Annotated in this window: 21 protein-coding genes; 14 read left to right on the top strand and 7 right to left on the bottom strand. The window is 66.4% G+C overall.

Annotated elements, in window-relative coordinates:
• Window positions 1–110: 110 nt before the first annotated feature.
• Together ACMZPQ_RS09000 and bioA are read right to left on the bottom strand one after the other, a co-directional pair.
• Window positions 111–848, bottom strand: a complete 738-nt coding sequence (locus ACMZPQ_RS09000; protein ID WP_197583507.1) for a 16S rRNA (uracil(1498)-N(3))-methyltransferase — start codon at window positions 846–848, stop codon at window positions 111–113.
• The gene (bioA, locus tag ACMZPQ_RS08995) at window positions 839–2,230 is read right to left on the bottom strand and encodes an adenosylmethionine--8-amino-7-oxononanoate transaminase (protein ID WP_312647608.1); all 1,392 of its coding nucleotides are present in this window, start codon (window positions 2,228–2,230) and stop codon (window positions 839–841) included. The genes ACMZPQ_RS09000 and bioA overlap by 10 nt, the downstream gene beginning before the upstream one ends.
• Window positions 2,231–2,307: 77 nt before the next feature.
• Between bioA and nudE the strand changes: the two genes are divergently transcribed.
• The 9 genes from nudE to gcvH all read left to right on the top strand — a co-directional run bounded on the left by nudE (window position 2,308) and on the right by gcvH (window position 8,416).
• Window positions 2,308–2,871: an ADP compounds hydrolase NudE gene (gene nudE, locus ACMZPQ_RS08990; protein ID WP_197583509.1), complete on the top strand. Its 564-nt coding sequence runs from the start codon at window positions 2,308–2,310 to the stop codon at window positions 2,869–2,871.
• A complete protein-coding gene (cysQ, locus tag ACMZPQ_RS08985) occupies window positions 2,868–3,671 on the top strand; it encodes a 3'(2'),5'-bisphosphate nucleotidase CysQ (protein WP_197583511.1) in 804 nt (267 codons plus the stop codon). Before nudE ends, cysQ begins: the two co-directional genes overlap by 4 nt.
• Window positions 3,672–3,684: 13 nt before the next feature.
• On the top strand, window positions 3,685–4,524 hold the full coding sequence (gene mazG / locus ACMZPQ_RS08980; RefSeq protein ID WP_197583512.1) for a nucleoside triphosphate pyrophosphohydrolase: 840 nt from the start codon (window positions 3,685–3,687) through the stop codon (window positions 4,522–4,524).
• Window positions 4,521–4,850 (top strand): YnfA family protein, encoded by a 330-nt coding sequence (locus tag ACMZPQ_RS08975; RefSeq protein WP_197583513.1) that lies wholly within the window; start codon window positions 4,521–4,523, stop codon window positions 4,848–4,850. Before mazG ends, ACMZPQ_RS08975 begins: the two co-directional genes overlap by 4 nt.
• 108 nt (window positions 4,851–4,958) lie before the next feature.
• The gene (locus tag ACMZPQ_RS08970; protein WP_197583514.1) at window positions 4,959–5,261 is read left to right on the top strand and encodes an Mpo1-like protein; all 303 of its coding nucleotides are present in this window, start codon (window positions 4,959–4,961) and stop codon (window positions 5,259–5,261) included.
• A 67-nt stretch (window positions 5,262–5,328) separates the two neighbouring features.
• Entirely contained in the window at window positions 5,329–6,288 is a 960-nt protein-coding gene (locus ACMZPQ_RS08965) for an SPFH domain-containing protein (protein WP_197583515.1), read from the top strand.
• Window position 6,289: 1 nt separating this feature from the next.
• Window positions 6,290–6,733: an NfeD family protein gene (locus tag ACMZPQ_RS08960; protein WP_197583518.1), complete on the top strand. Its 444-nt coding sequence runs from the start codon at window positions 6,290–6,292 to the stop codon at window positions 6,731–6,733.
• Between the two features lie 81 nt (window positions 6,734–6,814).
• Window positions 6,815–7,927 (top strand): glycine cleavage system aminomethyltransferase GcvT, encoded by a 1,113-nt coding sequence (gcvT, locus tag ACMZPQ_RS08955; protein ID WP_197583519.1) that lies wholly within the window; start codon window positions 6,815–6,817, stop codon window positions 7,925–7,927.
• Between the two features lie 93 nt (window positions 7,928–8,020).
• Entirely contained in the window at window positions 8,021–8,416 is a 396-nt protein-coding gene (gene gcvH, locus ACMZPQ_RS08950; RefSeq protein ID WP_197583520.1) for a glycine cleavage system protein GcvH, read from the top strand.
• Between the two features lie 106 nt (window positions 8,417–8,522).
• Here gcvH and ACMZPQ_RS08945 read toward each other — a convergent pair whose 3' ends face one another.
• Complete coding sequence (locus ACMZPQ_RS08945) at window positions 8,523–9,080, bottom strand: hypothetical protein (protein WP_197583527.1); 558 nt, start codon at window positions 9,078–9,080, stop codon at window positions 8,523–8,525.
• Between the two features lie 111 nt (window positions 9,081–9,191).
• Here ACMZPQ_RS08945 and ACMZPQ_RS08940 point away from each other — a divergent pair, with 111 nt between their 5' ends.
• Window positions 9,192–9,698, top strand: coding sequence for a hypothetical protein (locus ACMZPQ_RS08940; RefSeq protein WP_414486239.1), 507 nt, complete (start codon window positions 9,192–9,194; stop codon window positions 9,696–9,698).
• Between the two features lie 269 nt (window positions 9,699–9,967).
• Here ACMZPQ_RS08940 and ACMZPQ_RS08935 read toward each other — a convergent pair whose 3' ends face one another.
• Window positions 9,968–11,368: a serine hydrolase domain-containing protein gene (locus ACMZPQ_RS08935; RefSeq protein ID WP_197583523.1), complete on the bottom strand. Its 1,401-nt coding sequence runs from the start codon at window positions 11,366–11,368 to the stop codon at window positions 9,968–9,970.
• 286 nt (window positions 11,369–11,654) lie between these two features.
• On the opposite strand from ACMZPQ_RS08935, the gene ACMZPQ_RS08930 reads away from it, so the two are divergent.
• Together ACMZPQ_RS08930 and ACMZPQ_RS08925 are read left to right on the top strand one after the other, a co-directional pair.
• Window positions 11,655–12,983, top strand: coding sequence for an NTP/NDP exchange transporter (locus tag ACMZPQ_RS08930; protein ID WP_197583524.1), 1,329 nt, complete (start codon window positions 11,655–11,657; stop codon window positions 12,981–12,983).
• Window positions 12,984–13,014: 31 nt separating this feature from the next.
• The gene (locus ACMZPQ_RS08925) at window positions 13,015–13,365 is read left to right on the top strand and encodes a DUF1304 family protein (protein WP_197583526.1); all 351 of its coding nucleotides are present in this window, start codon (window positions 13,015–13,017) and stop codon (window positions 13,363–13,365) included.
• Window positions 13,366–13,740: 375 nt separating this feature from the next.
• Here ACMZPQ_RS08925 and ACMZPQ_RS08920 read toward each other — a convergent pair whose 3' ends face one another.
• The 3 genes from ACMZPQ_RS08920 to ACMZPQ_RS08910 all read right to left on the bottom strand — a co-directional run bounded on the left by ACMZPQ_RS08920 (window position 13,741) and on the right by ACMZPQ_RS08910 (window position 17,676).
• Window positions 13,741–14,208, bottom strand: coding sequence for a DUF4442 domain-containing protein (locus ACMZPQ_RS08920; protein WP_197582670.1), 468 nt, complete (start codon window positions 14,206–14,208; stop codon window positions 13,741–13,743).
• A gap of 76 nt (window positions 14,209–14,284) precedes the next feature.
• The gene (locus ACMZPQ_RS08915) at window positions 14,285–16,762 is read right to left on the bottom strand and encodes an acyl-CoA dehydrogenase (protein WP_414486177.1); all 2,478 of its coding nucleotides are present in this window, start codon (window positions 16,760–16,762) and stop codon (window positions 14,285–14,287) included.
• Window positions 16,759–17,676, bottom strand: a complete 918-nt coding sequence (locus tag ACMZPQ_RS08910; protein WP_197582669.1) for an alpha/beta fold hydrolase — start codon at window positions 17,674–17,676, stop codon at window positions 16,759–16,761. Before ACMZPQ_RS08910 ends, ACMZPQ_RS08915 begins: the two co-directional genes overlap by 4 nt.
• Before the next feature lie 140 nt (window positions 17,677–17,816).
• Here ACMZPQ_RS08910 and ACMZPQ_RS08905 point away from each other — a divergent pair, with 140 nt between their 5' ends.
• Window positions 17,817–18,416 (top strand): TetR family transcriptional regulator, encoded by a 600-nt coding sequence (locus tag ACMZPQ_RS08905; protein ID WP_197582668.1) that lies wholly within the window; start codon window positions 17,817–17,819, stop codon window positions 18,414–18,416.
• Between the two features lie 230 nt (window positions 18,417–18,646).
• Window positions 18,647–21,604 (top strand): TonB-dependent receptor domain-containing protein, encoded by a 2,958-nt coding sequence (locus ACMZPQ_RS08900; protein WP_197582667.1) that lies wholly within the window; start codon window positions 18,647–18,649, stop codon window positions 21,602–21,604.
• Window positions 21,605–21,607: the final 3 nt, after the last annotated feature.

Below are 21,607 nucleotides of genomic sequence, written 5' to 3'. Positions count from 1 at the left end.
TGCCGGCCGCTGGCCGGCAAACTCATGACCTCGTGGATGCCGGCCGCTGGCCGGCAACCGCATGATCCCGTGGATGCCGGCCAGCGGTCGGCACTACCGGGCATCGAGCCTTACCCGAGATCGCCCAACCGTGCCTGCAGCGCCGCGATCGCGGCCAGTCCGGCCGTTTCCGTGCGCAGGATGCGCGGGCCCAGCTGCAATCCCTGGAACCCGGCCGCTGCCAACCGGTCGCGGTCGCGCGGCGACCAACCGCCTTCCGGACCGATGGCAATCACGATGCCGCCGGTGGGCGCTGCATCCAGCGTCGACAGCCGATGCGCCCCCTGCGGGTCCAGTGTCAGCCGCAACGTATCGGCAGGCAGTGCCGCCGTAGCCTGCGCCAACGACAGGGGCGGACCGACCTGCGGAATGCGCGCACGCCCGGACTGGCCGCAGGCCGAAGTCACCACGTTGTTCCAGTGCGCCACGCGCTTCTCGGCGCGGGCCGCATCGAGTTTCACCTCGGTGCGCTCGGCGTTGACCGGAATGATCGCCGCCACGCCCAGTTCGGTTGCCTTCTGCAGAATCAGGTCCATCTTCTCGCCGCGGGCGATACCCTGCAGCAGGGTGATCGCCAGCAGCGACTCATTGCCGATGGCCTGCACCGCATCGATGCGTGCCTGCACCTCGCGTTTTCCAACCACGGTCAGGGTCGCGCTGTAGTCGTGGCCATCGCCGTTGAACAGCACGCAGGCATCGCCTTCGCGCAGGCGCATCACGCGCACCAGGTGGTTGGCGGTCTCTTCCGGCAGGGTCACGGTCTGGCCGCTGTGCAGCGCCAGGTCGATGGGACAGCGGGTCACGCGCATGCAATCGCCTCGTCAATCGCTGCCAGCGTGGTATGTGCCAGCAGCTCCAGTTGTTCGTCGTCCACGCAGTAGGGTGGCATCCAGTACAGCACGTCGCCCAGCGGGCGCAACACCACGCCACGCTTCAATGCAGCCTTGTAGGCGTGCAGCCCCAGCCGCAGGCCCGGGTCGAACGGCGTGCGCTTGTTGCCGTCACGCGACAGCTCGAACGCCACCACCATGCCGGCCTGGCGCACATCAGCCACGTGCGGGTGGTCGTTGAAGGGGGCGGCCAGCGTGCCCATCACCGAGGCGATGCCGCGGTTGCGGGCGATCACATCAGCGTCGCGGAAGATGTCCAGCGTTGCCAGCGCGGCCGCGCAGGCCAGCGGATTGCCGGTGTAGCTGTGCGAATGCAGGAATGCGCGCTCGCGCGAATCATCCAGGAAGGCGTCGTACAGCGCCTGCGTGGCCAGCACCGCGGCCAGCGGCAGGAAGCCGCCGGTCAGGCCCTTGGACAGGCACATCAGGTCCGGCATCACGCCGGCCTGCTCGCAGGCGAACAGCGTGCCGGTGCGGCCGAAACCGGTCGCGATCTCGTCGGCGATCATGAACGCGCCGTGCGCGTCGCACAGTTCGCGCACCCGCTGCAGGTAGACCGGATCGTGCATGCGCATGCCCCCGGCGCACTGCAGGCGCGGTTCCAGGATCACCGCGCAGATCTCCCCCGGATGCTGGTCGAACAGCGTGGCCAGCCCATCGGCGGCCTGGCGTGCACGGTCGGCGGCACTCTGCCCGGGTTCGGCCAGGTAAGCGTCGGGCGACGGCGCGAACAGGCCCTCGGCCAGCAGTGGCGCATAGACGCGGCGGTACAGCGGGATGTCCGCCATCGCCAGCGCGCCCAGGGTCTCGCCGTGGTAGCCGTTTTCCAGCGCGATGAAGCGCGTGCGCCGGGGCTCTCCGCGGTTCTGGAAATACTGGAACGCCATCTTCAGCGCCACTTCCACGCCGGCCGAACCGTTGTCGGCGTAGAACACCTTGGCCAGCGGTTCGCGTCCGGCCTGGCGGGGCGCCAGCGCCAGCAGGCGCTCGGCCAGGGCAATCGCCGGCTCGTGGCCGAAGCCGGCCAGCATCACCTGTTCCAGTTGCCCGGCCTGGGCCGCGATGGCGCCGCCGATGCGCGGTTCGGCATGGCCGAACAGGTTGGTCCACCAGCTGCTGACCGCGTCCAGGTAGCGGTTGCCATCGTGGTCGATCAGCCATGCGCCTTCGCCGCGGGCGATCGGCACCAGTGGCAGGGTGTGCGGATGCTCGCGCATCTGCGTGCACGGGTGCCACAGCACCTGCAGGTCGCGTTGCCGCCAGTGCTGGGCCAGCGGGGAGGGGGTTGGGTCTGCTAGCATTTCGGGCTCATGAACATGTTGCTGCCTGCACATTCTATCGGCCCCGGCGCAAACGCCGGCCGCCGCGGAGATTCCGCATGAACGATGACCGTGCCGGCCGTCGCTTGCCGATCATCCATCGGATCACCGATGAGGAAAACGGCCCCTTCCAGCGCCAGCACCTGGACCTGGAGTTTTCCAACGGCGAGCGCCGCCGCTTCGAGCGCCTGGTCAGCCGTGGCCACGGCGCCGTGGTGGTGGTGCCGATGCTGGATGAGGAGACCGTGCTGCTGGTACGTGAATACGCGGCCGGCATGCACCGTTACGAGCTGGGCCTGGTCAAGGGCCGCATCGATGCCGGCGAGACGCCGGCGCAGGCTGCCGACCGGGAGTTGAAGGAAGAAGCCGGTTACGGCGCACGCCGGGTCGACGTGCTGCGCGCGATGACCCTGGCCCCGACCTACATGAGCCACCAGTCGTGGTTGGTGGTGGCGCGCGATCTGTACCCGGAAAAACTGGCCGGCGACGAGCCGGAAGAACTGGAAGTGGTGCCGTGGAAGCTGGCCGACCTGGACCAGCTGATGCTGCGCGAAGATTTCTCCGAGGGGCGTTCGCTGGCGGCGTTGTTCATCGCCCGCCAGTGGCTGCAGGGAACGCGATGATCAAGCTGACCACGGACCTGCGTGAGACCGTCATCGCCATCGCCCAGGACGCCGGGCGGGCCATCATGCAGGTGTATGCCGATGGCTTCGAGGTGCAGATCAAGGGTGACAACAGCCCGCTCACCGCAGCCGACCTGGCCGCCAACCAGGTCATTGAACAGGGCCTGCAGCAACTGACGCCGGACCTGCCGATCCTGTCCGAGGAATCGGTGCAGGTGCCGTGGGAGCAACGTCGCCACTGGGGCGCTTACTGGCTGGTGGACCCGCTCGATGGTACCCGCGAGTTCATCAAGCGCAATGGCGAGTTCAGCGTCAACATCGCGCTGATCTACCAGGGGGCGCCCGCATTCGGTGTGGTACTGGCGCCGGTCACCGGCATCCTCTGGCATGCCATGCGCGGCGAACTGGCGTACCGCCGGCAGGGGCTGCACGACACCGTGCTGCGCACCCGCACGCCGGCCACCGCGCCGCTGCGAGTGGCGGCCAGCCGCTCGCACCGCTCGCCGGAAACCGAAGCCCTGCTCGCACGCATGGGCCGCATCGAGACCGTCGCGCAAGGCTCGTCGCTCAAATTCTGCCGGATCGCCGAAGGCGGCCTGGATGTCTATCCGCGACTCGGCCCGACCTCCGAATGGGATACCGCTGCCGGCCAGTGCGTGCTGCACGCCGCCGGTGGCGCAGTGCTGTCGGCGGCGACCGGCAAGCCGTTCCGCTACAACCGCCGCGAAACCTTGTTGAACGGCGATTTCATTGCCCTTGGTGACACCAGCCTGCCGTGGCGGGACTGGCTGTCCGACTGATCCTGGAGGCCGCATGAGCGCGCACGACACCCCCGCCAGCGGCAGCGCCGCCACCCACGAACTGGAGCGCCTGCTGGCGATCATGGCGCGCCTGCGCGACCCGCAGGGCGGCTGCCCCTGGGACCTGGAACAGAACTTCGCGACCATCGCCCCGTACACCATCGAGGAAGCCTACGAGGTCGCCGATGCGATCGACCGTGGCGACCTCGACGATCTCTGCGACGAACTGGGCGACCTGCTGCTGCAGGTGGTGTTCCATGCGCGCATGGCCGAGGAGCAGGGCGCCTTCGCCTTCGCCGAGGTGGCGCGCGCGATCAGCGACAAGATGCAGCGCCGCCACCCGCACGTGTTCGCCGACACCAGCGTCGACGATGCCGATGGGGTGATGCGCAACTGGGAAGCGATCAAGCGCGCCGAACGCGCCGCCAAGGGCGAGCAGGACACCTCCGCGCTGGCCGGCATCTCGCGTGGCCTGCCGGAATGGCAGCGCGCGGTGAAGCTGCAATCGCGCGCGGCCAAGGTCGGCTTCGACTGGCCAGGCCCACTGCCGGTGCTGGACAAGGCGGCCGAGGAACTGCAGGAGCTGCGCGAGGAATTCGAGCGCGGCGACGTCGCGGGCAACAAGGCACGCCTGCAGGAGGAACTGGGTGATCTGCTGTTTGTCTGCGCCAACCTGGCCCGGCACGCCGACATCGACCTGGGCGCCGCGCTGCGTGGGGCCAACCATAAGTTCGAGCGTCGCTTCCGCTCGATGGAAGCGCAGGCCGAAGCGCAGGGCAGCACGTTGGCGGCGATGGACCTGGATGCGCAGGAAGCCTTGTGGCAGCGCGCCAAGACGGCGGAAAAGGCGTGAAGACGCTGGCCCTGTTCCTGCTGACCGCGCTGGCCGAGATCGTGGGCTGCTATCTGCCCTGGCTGTGGCTGCGCAAGGGCGGCAGCATCTGGCTGCTGCTGCCGGCGGCGGCCAGCCTAGCCCTGTTCGCCTGGTTGCTGACCCTGCATCCAACTGCCAGTGGCCGCGTCTATGCGGCCTACGGCGGCGTCTACATCGGCACGGCGCTGTTCTGGCTGTGGCTGGTCGATGGCATCCGCCCCAGCCGCTGGGACCTGTTCGGCGCCGTGCTGTGCCTGGCCGGCATGGCGGTGATCATGTTCGGGCCGCGCGCCTCCGCACCGTAGCGTCGAGCCTGCTCGGCTCTACAAACGCAGCGCCACCGGACCATGCACTGCCGCTTTCCCTCCTGGGAAGGCGCATGATGGGGCTGACCATGGCCCCGGGGCACCTGCATGTCGCGATTTGCCAGCTTCCGCGAGTTCTATCCGTTCTACCTCAGTGAACACCGCCATCCGGTGTCGCGCCGGTTGCACTTCATCGGCAGCTGCATGGTCCTGCTGCTGGTCGCCAGCGCCCTCCTGCGCGGGCAGCCGATGCTGCTGCTGGCGGCGCTGCTGTGCGGCTACGCTTTCGCCTGGATCGGCCATTTCTTCTTCGAGAAGAACCGCCCGGCCACCTTCCGGCACCCCGTGTACTCGTTCATGGGTGACTGGGTGATGTTCGTCGACATCCTGCGCCGGCGGGTGCCTTGGTAGCGGCCGCTGTGCATGCCGCCTTCACGCGCTATGCTGGGGCCTGGACGTCATAGATAAGGAAAGCGCGATGTTCCCCACCATGTTCTTTACCGTGGTACTGGCCTTCGTGGCCGTGGTGATCCTGTTCAAGGCAGTACGGATGGTGCCGCAGGGATACGAATGGACCGTCGAGCGCTTCGGGCGCTACACGCACACCATGACCCCGGGCCTGCACTTCCTGATTCCGATCGTCTACGGCGTCGGGCGCAAGGTGAACATGATGGAGCAGGTGCTGGACGTGCCCAGCCAGGAAGTGATCACCAAGGACAACGCGGCCGTGCGCGTGGATGGCGTGGTGTTCTTCCAGGTCCTGGACGCGGCCAAGGCCGCCTATGAGGTGGCCAACCTGGAAGTGGCGATGATCGCCCTGGTGCAGACCAACATCCGTACCGTGATCGGTTCGATGGACCTGGACGAATCGCTCAGCCAGCGCGAGGTGATCAACGCCCAGCTGCTGAGCGTGGTCGACCATGCCACCAACCCGTGGGGCGTGAAGGTCAACCGCATCGAGATCCGCGACATCCAGCCGCCGCGCGACCTGCTGGATGCGATGGCGCGGCAGATGAAGGCCGAGCGCGAGAAGCGCGCGCAGATCCTCGAGGCAGAGGGCTCGCGGCAGTCGGAGATCCTGCGCGCCGATGGCGAGAAGCAGGCCACTGTGCTGGAAGCCGAAGGACGTCGCGAGGCTGCGTTCCGCGATGCCGAGGCGCGAGAGCGCCTGGCGGAGGCCGAGGCCATGGCGACCAAGGTGGTGTCGGCGGCCATCGCCGAGGGCGACGTGCAGGCGATCAACTACTTCGTTGCCCAGAAATACGTCGAAGCGTTCAAGGAACTGGCCAGCTCGCCGAACCAGAAGCTGGTGCTGATGCCGATGGAGGCCAGCGGTGTGATCGGTTCGATCGCCGGCGTGGCCGAACTGGCCAAGCAGGCACTGGGCGAACAGAACAACAAGGCCGCGGGCAAGCGACCGCCGCCGATCGGAGGCTGACATGCGCTGGGAAGTCGTGGGTTGGGGCGCACTGGCATTGCTGCTGTTCGCCGCCGAGGCACTGGCGCCGGGCGCGTTCATGCTGTGGATCGGCATCGGCGCGGCTGCCGTGTTCGTGCTGGTGGCCGTGTTCAGCGGCATTCCGCTGCTGTGGCAGGTGGTGGCCTTCGTGCTGCTGAGCATTGTGTCGATCCAGTGCTACCGGCGCTGGGGCAGGGCGAGGGCGCGGCCCAGCGATGCGCCGTTGCTCAACCGCCGCGCCGAACAGCTGGTCGGACGGGTGGTGCCGTTGCAGCAGGGCATCGTCGGCGGGCAAGGCCGGGTCAGCATCGACGATGCGTACTGGCAGGTCAGCGGCCCGGAACTGCAGGCCGGCACCCTGGTGCGGGTGGTGGCGGTGCAGGGCAGCACGTTGCAGGTCGAGGTGGCAGACCGCCCCCTGTAGAGCCGCTGCGCTGCGGCACGCCTGCGGGCGACCGATCTGGGATAATGGGGATTCTTGTTTCCTCTGCTGCCGGACCCGGTCATGACCCAGAAGACGCTGCTCAACGATACCCACCGCGCCCTCGGCGCCAAGATGGTCGATTTCGGGGGTTGGGACATGCCCATCCACTACGGCTCGCAGCTGGACGAGCACCACCTGGTGCGTCGCGAGTCGGGTGTGTTCGATGTCAGCCACATGACCGTGGTCGACCTGCGCGGTGACCAGGTCAAGCCGTTCCTGCGCCGCCTGCTGGCCAACTCGGTCGACAAGCTGAAGGTGCCGGGCAAGGCACTGTACTCGTGCATGCTGAATCCGCGCGGCGGCGTCATCGACGACCTGATCGTCTATTACCTCGGCGACGACTTCTTCCGCATGGTGGTCAACGCCTCCACCCGCGAGAAGGATCTGGCCTGGCTGCGCGAGCATGCCGCGCCGTTCGGCGTTTCCGTCGAGCAGCGTCCCGACCTGGCGATCCTCGCCGTGCAGGGGCCGCAGGCACGCGAGATCGTGATCGGCCTGGCCGGCGAAGGCGACCGTGAAGCACTGGCCAAGCTGGGCCGCTTTGCCGCCCTGCAGGTGCAGTCCGGCAAGGGCGTCGAGCTGTTCGTTGCCCGCACCGGCTACACCGGCGAGGACGGTTTCGAAATCCTGCTGCCGCAGGACGCCGTGGTCGCGTTCTGGAACCAGCTGCTGGCCGCGGGCGTGAAGCCGGCAGGCCTCGGTGCGCGTGACACGCTGCGCCTGGAAGCCGGCATGAACCTGTATGGCCAGGACATGGACGAAGAGATCAGTCCGTATGAAGCGGCACTGGCCTGGACCGTGTCGCTGGACGAAGGCCGCGACTTCATCGGCCGCGACGTGCTGGAAGCGCAGAAGGCGGCCGGCACCGCGCGCCAGATGATCGGCCTGGTGATGGACGAGAAGGGCGTGCTGCGGCACGGCCAGGCGGTGACCACCGCCAGCGGCCAGGGCGAGATCCTGTCCGGCACCTTCTCGCCAAGCCTGGCCAAGGGCATCGCGTTTGCCCGCGTGCCGGCCGGCGAACTCGGCGAGGTCACCGTCGATATCCGTGGCCGGCAGGTGCCGGTGCGCGTGGTCAAGTTCCCGTTCGTGCGCGAAGGCCAGGCGCAGCCCGGCGTGCTCGCCGACGCCTGATCCAAACATGCCGGCCGTCACTGACAGCAGTGGCGGCCGGTTGGTTACACTAGCCCCGTTTTTTCCACCCCTGCATATCTCTGGAGCAGTCCCATGAGCGAGATCCCCGGCGACCTCAAGTTCCTCAAGTCCCATGAGTGGGCCCGTGTCGAAGGCAATGGCCGCGTCACCGTCGGTATTTCCGACCACGCACAGGGCCTGCTCGGTGACCTGGTCTACGTCGAGCTGCCGGAAGTCGGCGCGACCGCCAAGGCCGGCGAGCAGATCGCCGTCGTCGAATCGGTGAAGGCCGCTTCGGACGTCTACAGCCCGATCAGCGGCAAGATCGTCGAGGTCAACTCGGACCTGTCCGACAAGCCGGAAACCATCAACGAAGATGCCTACGGCGAAGGCTGGATGTTCGTGGTCGAACTGTCCAACGCCGAAGAGCTCAACGAGCTGCTGGACCCGGACGCATACGCCGAAGCCCTGGAAAACGAAGACCACTGAGTCGTCGTTTCCCGGGTTCGGACACGGCCACCTTCGGGTGGCCGTTTTTGTTTTGGCGTCCGCAAGGACTCATGACGACCCGTTCGCTGCCGACCTCGATGCGGCATCAGCCGTCAGCCGAGCGGTACCGATGGACGTGCGCAGTTTTGCGCAAATCCGCGTTTCCACCCCCGCTTCGACGCATCGGGATGTGAAAACTTTTTCCCCCTTGTTGCGGTGCCGTTGTGGTGGCGTTGGCAAGGGGGACGACGGTCGCCGCCGGTATGCACATGCAGCGCTGGCCAACCTGCATGCAACTGCGCGGAGTGCTTATTTCAAGTGCTTTTTGTTCAACGCTTGCGTTGGCGTTGTTGCGCGCGACGCGCATGCGCGGTGTCCTGGCGGCCGCTGTGGGCGGAGTGTGGCGGCCGCGCCGGTGCCAACGCCGACGGCGCGGATGTGAAAATTTTTCGCGGGGGTTGTTGACAGTAAAAAAAACCGTGATTAGGTTTCGCCTCAGCAGACCTTGCCTGCCCAACCGAGTGCGCAGAATCAATCGTCCGATGCGAAGCAGCCCCTTCAAGACCACCGCGACCCTGATGACGGTGGACATGGCCCCGCTTCCCCCGGAGAAATGCAAGGCACCTCCCGTTCCGATGCCCGCTCCGCCGATCGAGGCAGGCATCGCCGCATCCGTAACGGCGCGCCTGACGCGCCGGCGGTCCCCGCGCGCAGCATCTGCGGGTTTGATCCACCTGGGCGTTTCAACTCCCTATCACTGACGAGGAGCCATCCCATGGCAACCAAGAAAGCTGCGAAGAAGAAGCCCGCCGCCAAGAAAGCGGTGAAGAAGGTCGCGAAGAAGGCCGCTGCCAAGAAGGCAGTGAAGAAGGTAGCGAAGAAGGCGACCGCCAAGAAGGCAGTGAAGAAGGCTGCGAAGAAGGTCGCCAAGAAGACCACTGCGAAGAAGGCAGTGAAGAAGGCGGCGAAGAAGGTCGCCAAGAAGCCCGCCGTCAAGAAGACCGCGAAGAAGGCCGTCAAGAAGGTAGCCAAGAAGGCCACCAAGAAGACTGCCAAGAAGGCAACGGCCCGCAAGCCTGCCAAGAAGGTCGCGAAGAAGGCCACTGCCAAGAAGGCCGTCAAGAAGACCGCCAAGAAGGCAGTGAAGAAGACCGCGAAGAAGGCCACCAAGAAGGCTGCCCCGAAGAAGGCGGCAAAGAAGGTTGCCAAGCGCAAGCCGGCCGCCCGCAAGAAGAAGGCCGCTCCGGTCGCTCTGCCGGCAACACCGGCGCCGCTGATCTAAGTACTTCCCGATAGCCGTACCCTGAAACCCCCTTCCCTGACTGCCCAGCGGGGAGGGGGTTTTTTTATGCATGGGCGTGCGCAGCGCCGCGTAATGCTCGAGGCCGCCAGCGCCTTGGCGTCGAGCTTGCTCGGCCGCATACCGCATTTGCAGCGTCGAGCTTGCTCGACTGCGTTGGCTCGATCAGTCGAGCAAGCTCGACGCTACGAGCTCAGACAAAAAGGGCGACCCAACGGTCGCCCCTCATGCTTACGGTGCAGCTCGCCAGATCAGCGCGGCGATGCCACCGCGCGGTTGCTCGATGCACCTTTGCCCTTGCGCTTGTCCTGCTGCGCCGGGCTCGCACCTTCAGCCATCAGGTTGTCGCTGCCGAAGTCGGTGTCCACGTCCAGCCAGCGCTGCGCCGGCAGGCCGAGCGCGGAATCGAGCACGGTCGGCAGCAGGCCACTGGGCAGGCCACTTTCGCCGTTCCAGAGGATGGCGATGCCGAGATCGCGTTCCGGCACCAGCGCGACCAGGCCGCGATAGCCCTGCACCGCGCCGGCATGGAAGACCACGTCGTGGCCGGCGTAGTCGAAGGTGCGCCAGCCCAGCGCGTAGCCGGCCGAGTGCAGGCGCTCGCGGCGCCAGCCCGAACGCATCTCGCCCGGGGTGTTGATCAGGCTGGAATGCAAAGTCGCCAGCAGCGGCGCCGGCAGTACGTCGGGGCGGTGACCGGTATGGGCCAGCAGCCACTGCGCCATGTCACTGGCGCTGGCGTTGACGCCAGCGGCCGGGGCGACGCGGTAGTAGGTCGGCTTCGGCGTCAGTGACACCCAGCCGTTGCGGCTGCGCACGTGCGGACGCGCCCAGCGCGAGCTGGCCTGGATGCCGGCCAGGCCGAGGCTGGCATCGTTCATGCCCAGCGGCTTGAAGATGCGGCGTTCGACCGACTGCTCGTAGAAGCTGCCCGAGGCCGCGTAGACGACATCGCCGATCAGGCTGAAGGCCACGTTCTGGTAGGCGTAGCAGTCGCCCGGCAGGCACTTCAGGCTGGTGTTGGCCAGTTTCTGGGTGAGCGCGTAGTACTCGGCGTTGCCTTCGATATCGCGGTCGTAGGCGTTGTACGGCAGGCCGACGCGATGGCTGAGCACGTCGGCCACGGTCAGCCGGTCGGTGGCTTCGGGCGAATTGAGGCGGAAGCCCGGCACGTAATCGGTCACCTTGCTGTCCCAGCGCAGGGTGCCGTCGTTGACCAGCAGGCCGGCCATGGTGCCGGCGAAGGCCTTGGACAGCGAGGCCAGGCGGAACACGGTGTGCGCATCGACCGGCAGCGGATTGTTGACGTCGGTGACGCCATAGCCGCGTGCGCTGAGGATGCGGCCGCCCTGCACGATCGCTACGGCCATGCCCGGCACGCGCTCGCCATAGGTGAGCTGCTGTGCCATCGACTCGATGTTGGCGACGTTGAAGCCGGCGGCCGGTGCCTGCACCTGCGGCACCAGGCCGGTGCGGTAGGCCGCCGGTTGGGTATGGGCGACGGCGACGGCAGCAGGAGATTCGATGTTGGCCGGCATCGGGGGCAACGCCGGCGGGGTCTGCGCGGTGGTGGACAAGGCAACAGGCATCAACATGCCCAGCAAACCGGTGGCCGCCGAACGGATCGGACGACGCAGGCTGTTCTTTTTCATCGTTTGGACCCGTGCGCGACTGCTGATGGCGATTCTAGCGCCGCTTTTCCCCTGTGCACAAACAAAGCGAAGATGAATGCGCATCTCGTTGAAAAAGTTGGAATTTTGACGCTCCAAATGCGTGTGTCGGAACGTGTCATGCGGACCCTCCGTAGACCTGGCCCCAACGTCCATCGGCGGTCGCCTGCTGGCGATGTTGCAGTGCATTGGCTAACGTACGCGCTTCACCGCGCCCGGAGCCTGCGATGCCACTGTCCAACCGCCGTCTGTGGGCGAGGGACGTCGCGTGAGCGCGGCATCGGGCAAGGGGCCGCTGCAGGGCCTGATTGCGGCGCTGCGCGAATCCCCCGCGCTGTGGTGGTCGTTCCTGTATTTCTTCTGCCTGCTCAGCGGTTACTACGTGCTGCGCCCAGTGCGGGAGGCGATGGCCGCCTCGGCCGACCTGGAGACGGTGTTCCCACCGCTGCTGATCGCCTGGTTCGACAGCCATGGCATCGCACTGAAGGACTTCGTCCTGCAGTTCCTGTTCACCTGCGTGTTCGTGATCATGCTGGTACTGCAGCCGGTGTATGGCTGGCTGGTCAGCCGCTTCCCACGCCGCGTGTTCCTTCCCGTGGTGTATGGCTTCTTCATCATCACCCTGCTGGGGTTCTACGCGCTGTTCGACAGCGGGGTGCCAGGCCGGGGCATGGCGTTCTTCTTCTGGATCACCGTCTTCAACCTGTTCGCGGTCGCGGTGTTCTGGAGCTTCATGGCCGACGTGTTCTCCAACGCGCAGGCGCGCGCCTGGTACGGCTATATCGGTGCCGCGGGCACCATCGGGGCCTTCCTCGGCCCGATCATCACCAGTGCGCTGGTGCAGCGCGTGGGCATCGCCAACCTGATGCTGGTTTCGGCCGGCTTCCTGGCGATCTGCCTGCTCAGCATCTGGCGGCTGCGGCACTGGGCGGTACTGCGTGAGCGCGAGCAGCAGCTGGTATCCGGTGAGCAGCCGATGGGCGGCAGTGTGCTGGATGGCCTGAAGCTGATCGTGCGCGAACCGCTGCTGCGCTGGCTGGCGATCATGGTGGTGTTCGGCGTCGGTGTAGGCACCCTGCTGTACAACCAGCAGGCGGCGATCGTGCGCGCATCCTTCACCGACCCGGCCGCCAGCACCGCGTTCTTCTCGCGTATCGACCTGGCGGTGAACGCGCTGGCGCTGCTGATGCAGCTGGGCCTGACCCGTTGGCTGCTGTCGCGCCACGGCATCGCTCCGGCGCTGCTGATTCCAGGCTTTGCGATCCTGATCGGCTTCTCGGTGCTGGCTGCCTCGCCGATGCCGCTGATGGTGGCGGTGGTGCAGGTGATGACCCGCGCCAGCGAGTTCGCGCTGGCCAAGCCGGCACGCGAGACGATCTACACCCGCGTGGACCGCCAGTGGCGCTACAAGGCCGGTGCGGCGATCGATACCGTGGTCTACCGCGGTGCCGACCTGAGCTTTGCGTGGGTGCACAAGGGGCTGTCCCTGTTCGGCTCGCATGTGGTGTTCATCGGCGGCGTGTTGGTGGCCGCGTTGATGACCCTGGCCGCGTTCGGTGTGCTGCGCGAAGAAAAGAAGCTGCCGCGCGACCGCTGAGCCGGTCCGGTTTTTTTCGAGGAGAGGAACGATGTTGATGATCGCGCTGTTGCTGACCGTGCTGGTCGCTGTGCTGCACCTGTATTTCCTGGTGCTGGAGATGTTCCTGTGGACCCGCCCGCTGGGCCTGAAGACCTTCCGCAATACGCCGGAGAAGGCCGAGACCACGCGGGTGCTGGCGGCCAACCAGGGGCTCTACAACGGCTTCCTGGCGGCGGGGATCGTGGTGGGGCTGGTGATCGCGCAGCCGGTGCTGGTGACGTTCTCGCTGGCCTGCGTGGTGGTGGCGGGGTGCTATGGCGCGTACAGCGTGAGCCGGCGCATTTTCATGATCCAGGCGCTGCCGGCGATTCTGGCGTTGGTGCTTCGCGCGGTGGCGTAGTTTCCAGCCAACGGCGCAGCCCCTCGTGAGTGGGTCGCGTAGAGCTTGTCATGGGGTTGGTCGGGCGGGTGGACTGGGCAGGGGACGCCGTGAACCCGTCCCTGGGGGCTTGGCCGCCGCATCCTTGCGGCGGACACCCCTGCCCAGCCCACCCGCCCGACCCCTGACAGTTTCCGTGCGCGGCCAGCCCACGGAGAAGAAAAAGAAGATCAACAGCAACAGCAACAGCAACAAGCGGCCGGTGGGCCGCTTTTGCTTCTGCTCTTCTTTTTTCTCTTCCGTGGCTGGATGCCCCGCCCGGCTTCACCCCTCCGGCCCAACCGATAAACCGCTTTCAGCGTCCTACCACGAGGGGCTGCGCCGTTCGCGGGAACCTCACTTCGCCGGCGACATCCACATGTCGATCACCGCGCTGAACACCTCCGTCCCCGCACGATCGCGCACGCTCACCGTCACCGGCAGTGCGTAGCCTTCAGCGGCCGCCACGATCGGCTGTGCCGGCAACGCGACCGCATGCAGCGTGCCGCGCGCCTTGGCCAGGTACTGCACCTGCATGCCCTTCGGAATCCAGCGCATGCCCTTGGGCAGCGAGGCATCCACCATCAGCCCGGCGGTCAGCTCGGCCAGGTTGCACATCGCGATCGCGTGCACCGTGCCGATGTGGTTGCGCACCCTGCGACGGTCGGACAGCGTGCCTTCGCAGCGGCCCGGTTCCAGGCGGGTGATGCGCGGCGCGATGCTGGCGAAGTAGGGCGCCTTGAAGCACACCGCGCGCGCGAACAGCCAGTCGCCGGCAGGCCAGCGCTGCAGGCGGTGGTAGAGCGAGAGCAGGGGCGTGGACATGGTGGGAATTCCGGTCGGCGGATAAAGCGACGGCGGGCCGAGGCCCGCCGTCGAAGGCAACGCGTGTCGCGGGCGATCAGGCCGCCTGCGAATGCGGGTCCTTGTGCTGGCGGTCGTAGTAGCTGGCCGCGCGCAGCTCGTGGGTGTCGAAGTCGTCCACGGTGATGGTGTCCAGGGTCAGCGTGCGCAGCTCTTCCAGCAGGCTGCGTTCGTCCTGGGTGATCACGCCTTCGGCCACGGCCTCGTCCAGCTGCGCCTTGAAGTCCAGCGCCTCGATGCCCTTGCTCTTCAGCGCCTTCAGGAACTTGCGCTCCACCGGTTCGGCCATGATCGCCTTGCTCAGGTAGCTGTTGATGCGGCCACCCGGGTTGTTCTCGCACGGGGTCAGGAACACGCCATTGGCCAGGCGGTCGCGGGCTTCGTTCGGCGCCATCAGCAGTGCGGCGACGCGGCGGCTCAGGCGGTCGCCCGGAGCCTCGGCACGACGGCCGAGCGGGAAGATCAGCGCCCACATCAGCCAGCCGATCGGACGGATCGGGAAGTTGCGCAGCGCGGCCGACAGCGATTCCTCGATCTTGTGCACGCTGTCATGGAAGGCCCAGGCCAGCAGCGGCTGGTCGGCCTGCGGTGCGCCTTCGTCGTGGTAGCGCTTGAGCATGGCGCTGGTCATGTAGACATGGCTCAGCACGTCGCCCAGGCGGCCGGACAGCGACTCCTTGAACTTCAGCTTGCCGCCGAGGGTCATCATCGAGATGTCGGCCATCAGCGCCAGGTTGGCCGAGTAACGGTCCAGCTTGCGGAAGTAGCGGCGGGTGTAGGCGTCGCCCGGCGCGGCACCGAAGCGCGCGGCGGTCAGGCCGAACCAGAACGAACGCACGGCATTGGAGATGCCGAAGCGGATGTGGCCGAACAGGCTGCGGTCGAACTCCTGCAGGCCGGCACGGGTGTCCGGATCCTGCGCCGCCTTCATTTCCTTCAGCACCCACGGGTGGCAGAGGATCGCACCCTGGCCGAAGATCAGCAGGCTGCGGGTCATGATGTTGGCGCCTTCCACGGTGATCGCGATCGGTGCGGCCTGCCAGCTGCGGCCGGCGAAGTTGCGCGGCCCCAGGATGATGCCCTTGCCGCCGATCACGTCCATCATGTCCGAGATCACTTCGCGGCTCATGGTGGTGCAGTGGTACTTGGCGATCGCCGACGGCACCGACGGCACGTCGCCACGATCGACCGCCGCAGCGGTAGCCTGCGACAGCGCACTGATCTTGTAGGCCTTGCCGCCGATGCGGGCCAGTGCTTCTTCAACGCCCTCGAAGCGGCCGACCGACAGGCCGAACTGCTTGCGGATGCGCGCATAGGCGCCGGTGACGGCGGCACCGGCCTTGGCACCACCGCTGGCGGTGGACGGCAGGGTGATCGAACGGCCCACGGCCAGGCACTCGTTGAGCATGTTCCAGCCCTTGCCGGCCATCGCGGCGCCGCCGATCAGCTGGGTCAGCGGGATGAACACATCCTTGCCCTTGATCGGACCGTTCTGGAAGGTCGAGTTGAGCGGGAAGTGGCGACGGCCGATTTCCACGCCGGCGGTGTCGCGCGGCAGCAGGCCGAGGGTGATGCCGATGTCGCGGGTGTCGCCGATCAGGCCATCCGGGTCGTACATGCGGAAGGCCATGCCGATCAGGCTCGCGACCGGGGCCAGGGTGATGTAGCGCTTGTCGAAGGTCAGGCGCACGCCGAGCACCTGCTCGCCGTTCCATTCGCCCTTGCAGACGATGCCGTAGTCGGGAATCGAGGTGGCGTCGGAGCCGGCGAACGGACCGGTCAGGCCGAAGCACGGCACCTCGCGGCCATCGGCCAGGCGCGGCAGGTACTGGTCCTTCTGCTCCTGGGTACCGTAATGCACCAGCAGTTCACCCGGGCCCAGCGAGTTCGGCACGCCAACGGTGGAACTGACCACCGAGGACACCGAGGCCAGCTTCTGGATCACCTTGTGGTGGGCCAGCGCGGAGAAGCCCAGGCCGCCGTATTCCTTCGGGATGATCATGCCGAAGAACTTGTTCTTCTTGATGAAGGCCCACAGCTCCGGCGGCAGGTCGGCATGGACGTGGGTGATTTCCCAGTCGTTGACCATGGTGCACAGCTCTTCGACCGGGCCATCGAGGAAGGCCTGCTCTTCAGCAGTCAGCTGCGGCTTGGGGTAGTTCAGCAGGATGTTCCAGTCCGGGTCGCCGGTGAACAGCTCGCCCTCGAAACCGACCGAGCCGGTTTCCAGCGCGATGCGCTCGGTCTGCGACAGCGGCGGCAGCACCTTGCGGAACACCTTCATCATCGGGCCGGTCAGCAGCGGCTTGCGGATGAACGGCAGCAGCAGCGGCACGGCGATCACCGCCAGCACAGCGGCAGCCACGATCGTGGCGGTCTGGTTGACGTAGGGAATGAACCAGCAGGCGACCAGCAGGGCCACGCTGATCAGCGTCCAGGTAACCAGCCGCATGCGGTGGTAGGCGACGAACGCGCCTGCCAGCAGCAGGGCGAGGAAGGGAAGAACGATGCTCATGAGCGTGCTCCGGTGACGTGCTCGTTTGTGGCGGACGAAGCTGCAGCATCCGCTGCGGGCAACACGTCCAGATAGTCCAACACAGTAGCGGTAAAGGCGTCGTTGTCATCGCCGGCGACCATATGCGTGGCCTGCGGCAGCTGTACATGGCGCGCGTGCGGTGCCAACGCCAGGAATTCGGCCACGGTCTGCGGCGTGACCAGGTCGCTGCGGCCGCCGCTGACCAGCAGCAACGGGCACTTCACCTGGCGTGCGGCCTCGGCCAGCGCGTCCTGGTGCTGCTCGCTGTCGCGGGCCAGTTCGGCCACCAGACGGGGGTCCCAGTGCCAGCGCCAGCGGCCGTGGCCGTCTTCGCGCAGCAGCGCCCGCAACGACTGCTCGGATTTGCGCGGGCGGTGCGGCATGTAGGCCGAGATCACGTCGGCGGCCTGGGTCAGCGAGGCGAAGCCGTCGGGATGGGCGGTCATGAAGGCCAGGATGCGTTCGACGCCGGCGGTATCCCAGCGCGGGGTGATGTCGACCAGCACCATCGCCGAGAACAGGCCTGGCCAGCGCGATTCGGCAAGCAGTCCGAACAGGCCGCCCATCGAAGCCGCCACCAGCACCGGCGGCCGCGGTTGCTCACCGGCCAGTACGATCAGGTCATCGGCGAACTGTTCGCCGTGGTAGGGCAGGTCGGCGGCATTCCAGTCCGAGTCACCGTGGCCGCGCGCATCGTAGGCCAGCGTCTGCAGGCCCGCCGCGGACAGGGCCCGTGCGGTGGCATTCCAGGCATGGCGGGTCTGGCCGAAGCCATGGGCGAACAACACGCGACCGTGGCGACCATGGTCGCTGGCGGTGGCCGCCAGGCGTGCGCCATGGGCTGCGTCCAGTCGCAGGTCATGGAATGCAGCGGGAGTCGGGGGCGTAACCATACTTGCTAGTATGGATCGCTTGTGAGGGAAGTCAATACTGCACGGTATGGTGCGTTGCGGCAGGTGCCCGCCGGGCGGCGCGACGGCTTCGGCAGCAATCGCGTACTGCAACGAACCCCGGCGTATGGTTAAATCAGCCCATGAATCAACCTTACGCTTCCGCCGGCGAACCGCGCGCCGGCCGCAACAGCCGCCTGAGTGCCGAAGACTGGGCCCAGGCGGCTCTCGACCTGATTGCTGAACAAGGCGTGGGTGCCGTCGCGGTGGAACCGTTGGCGCGGCGCCTGGGCGTGACCAAGGGCAGTTTCTACTGGCACTTCCCTTCGCGTGATGCCCTGCTGCAGGCGGCGCTGGAACGCTGGGAACTGTTCGAACAGGAGCAGGTGTTCGGCAGCCTGGAAGATGTGCCGGATCCGCGTGTGCGCCTGCGCCAGCTGTTCCAGATGGTGGCCCACGAAGTGCAGCCGCACATCATCTACAGCGAACTGTTGAAGGCGCTGGATCATCCGATGGTGCGCCCGGTGATCGATCGCGTGTCGCAGCGCCGCCTCGACTACCTGGTTGCTTCGTTCCGCCAGGCCGGTCTCAGTTCGACCGACGCGCGGCACCGTGCGCGGCTGGCGTACGCGGCCTATGTCGGCTTCCTGCAGCTTTCGCTGCAGTTGCAGCAACCGAAGCAGGCCCGCGAGGATTTCGAGGCCTATGTCGAGCATCTGATCGAGACGCTCATTCCCAGCTGAATGGGAGCCGGGGCGCCTGCAAGTGCTGATTGGGCCTTGCAGGCCGGCCTCAATGCGCCGACGTATGCAGTAATGAGAGCGTTTTCACACGATTTCGGCGTTTTCTTAACGACTCTTTAATTCCAGATCAAGTGTGGCTACTATCGGGTCACCAGTCGTTTTTGTGCCTCCCTTTTGGGGCACGTCGGCTGGACTCAGCACACAACCCAAGATCCATGGAGAGAGAGCCCATGAAGTTGAACAGCAACAAGCTGCGCGATGCTGTGTGCGTTGCGCTTGCGGCCAGTGCCGCGTCCGTCGGTGGTACCGGCGCGGCGTTCGCCCAGCAGGCCACCAATCTGGACCGCATCGAAGTCACCGGCTCGCGCATCCGCACCGTCGACGTCGAAACCGCCCAGCCGGTCCTGACCCTCAACCGCGCTGACATCGAGAAGCAGGGCTTCTCGTCGGTCGCTGACATCCTGCAGAACATCAGCGCCGTGGGTACGCCGCCGATCAGCCGTGCCCAGCCGCTGTCCTCGGGCGAAGCCGTCGGTGGTACCTACATCAGCCTGCGTGACCTGGGCGCGACCCGTACCCTGGTCCTGCTCAACGGCAAGCGCCTGGGCATCACCACCGGTGGCCTGCAGGACATCTCGACCGTGCCGGTCTCGGCGATCGAGCGCATTGAGGTGCTGAAGGACGGCGCTTCGTCGATCTACGGTTCCGATGCCATCGCCGGCGTCATCAACATCATCACCCGTACCAACTTCGAAGGCGCCACCGGCAGCGTCTACTACGGCCAGTACAGTGAAGGCGACGGTGCCACCCGCACCATGGACTTCACCATGGGCGTGAAGGGTGAGCGCGGTTCGCTGACCATCGGTGCCGAGTACGCCAAGGAAGACAAGGTGCGGGCGGCGGATCGTCCGTACGGTGCCTTCCCGCGCAGTGCCAACCACCCGGACTTCGGCTGGACCACCGTCGGTGAGTTCGGTGGCTTCGTCAGCCGTCCGGCCGACGGCCTGCCCGGCGTCACCTATCCGGCGGCCAGCGCGGGCAACCCGAACCGCGAAGTGCGCGTGATCCTGCGTGAGGGTGGCAACCCGAACAACAAGGCCGACTACATCGCGCAGAACGTCAACAGCTTCTCCACCCAGGACAAGACCAACACCAACCTGCAGACCGACCTGCGTACCCCGCAGGAACGCCGTGCAGTGTTCGTCGATGGCATCTACGACCTGACCGACAACGTGCGCCTGCGCACCAACATGCTGTACAGCTACCGCGATTCGAACCGCCAGATCGCCGGCTATCCGTACGGCGCGCTGGCCTTCGGTTCGCCGATTTCGGCCAGCAGTGCGTTCAATCCGCTGGGCACCGACATCGCCAACTGGTGGCGTCGTACCTCCGAAGTGCCGCGCAATACCCGCGCCGAGCTGACCACCTTCCGCTTCAGTGGCGGCCTGGAAGGCAGCTTCGAGTTCTCCGATCGCCTGTTCGATTGGGATGTCGGCTACCTGTACAACAACAACAAGCTGGTGCAGACCAGCACCGGTGACCTCAACCTGACCGCGCTGCGTGCGGCGGTGGGTCCGTCGTTCATCAACAGCAGCGGCGTGGCGCAGTGCGGTACCGTGGCCAACCCGATCGGGCTGAACCAGTGCGTGCCGTACAACCCGTTCCTGCGTGCCGGCATCCAGAGCAACGGTGCCAATGGCGCATTGACCGGCAATACCGCCCTGCAGAACCTGCTGTTCCCGTCTGCGCACTCCACTGCCGAAACCACCACCAAGGTCATCACCGCCAACCTGGCCGGCAGCCTGTTCACCCTGCCGGCTGGCGACCTGGGCTTCGCCGTGGGTATCGAGCACCGCAAGGAATCGGGCAGCTTCAGCCCGGACGCACTGGTGCAGTCGGGTAACACCTCGGGCCTGGCCAACTTCCCGACCGGTGGTGGCTACAAGGTCGACGAAGTCTACGCCGAGTTCAACGTGCCGATCCTGGCCGACCTGCCGGGCGCCCGCGAGCTGAGCCTCAACGCGGCCACCCGTCATTCGGACTACGACACCTTCGGCACCACGCTGAACAGCAAGTTCGGCTTCAAGTGGAAGCCGATCGACTCGCTGCTGGTCCGTGGTACCTGGGCGGAGGGCTTCCGTGCCCCGACCATCGCCGACCTGTACAGCGGCGGTTCGCAGTCGTTCGACTTCTTCACCGATCCGTGCGACGTGGTCTACGGTGCTTCGCGCACCAACCCCGCGGTGCGTGCCCGTTGCGCCGCCGCACTGCCGGCCGGCGTAAGCGCTGCCAACTTCCGCCAGCAGCAGCAGGGCTTCACCCCGACCACCGCTGCATCGTCGCAGACCCCGCTGGCCTTCGTTTCCGGTTCCAACGACCAGCTGACGCCGGAAACCTCCACGTCCAAGACCTTGGGCCTGGTGTGGAGCCCGGGCTTCGTGCAGAACCTCAACATGTCGCTGGACTGGTGGGAAATCCGCGTCGAGAACACCATCATCTCGGACACGGCCAACCTGATCCTCAACGACTGCTACATCAACGACATCGCAGCGCGCTGCTCGGCGTTCACGCGTGATCCGGTGACCGGCATCGTCAACAACCTCAAGCGCACCGGCATCAACGCCGGCTACCGCGAGGTGGAAGGCTTCGACCTGGATGTCAGCTACCGCGTGCCGACCGATCGCTTCGGCAACTTCAGCGCGCAGTGGACCAGCACCTACACCACGCGTGATGACCTGGTCAGCACCAAGAACCCGGTGACCCATCCGAACCCGCGCACTGGCGTGGGCTGGGCGGGCTACGCGTTCCGCGTGCGTTCGAACCTGAACCTGGGTTGGGAAATGGGTGACTTCGGCGCCAGCTGGACCGTGCGTTACTTCTCCGGCATGAAGGAAGCCTGCCTGAGCGCGACCACGTTCCCGGAAGAGTGCAACCTGCCGAACTACGCCTCGCCGAACAACCAGGGCGTGGCCGTGGGTAGCCCGACCAACCAGCGTGGCGCAACCGTGTTCAACGACGTCCAGCTGCGCTGGACCGCGCCGTGGAATGCGACGGTGGCCGTGGGTGCCAACAACGTGTTCGGCCGCGTGGGCCCGACCATGTACAGCCAGCCGAACGCGAACGTCTCCTACTACGGTGGCTTCGATATCGGTCGCTTCCTGTACATGAAGTACACCCAGCGCTTCTGATCG

Source organism: Stenotrophomonas maltophilia (genome assembly GCF_047497515.2).
Lineage (GTDB): Bacteria > Pseudomonadota > Gammaproteobacteria > Xanthomonadales > Xanthomonadaceae > Stenotrophomonas.
Note: the sequence above shows the minus strand (reverse complement) of the source record. Positions and strands in the feature narration are given on the sequence as shown.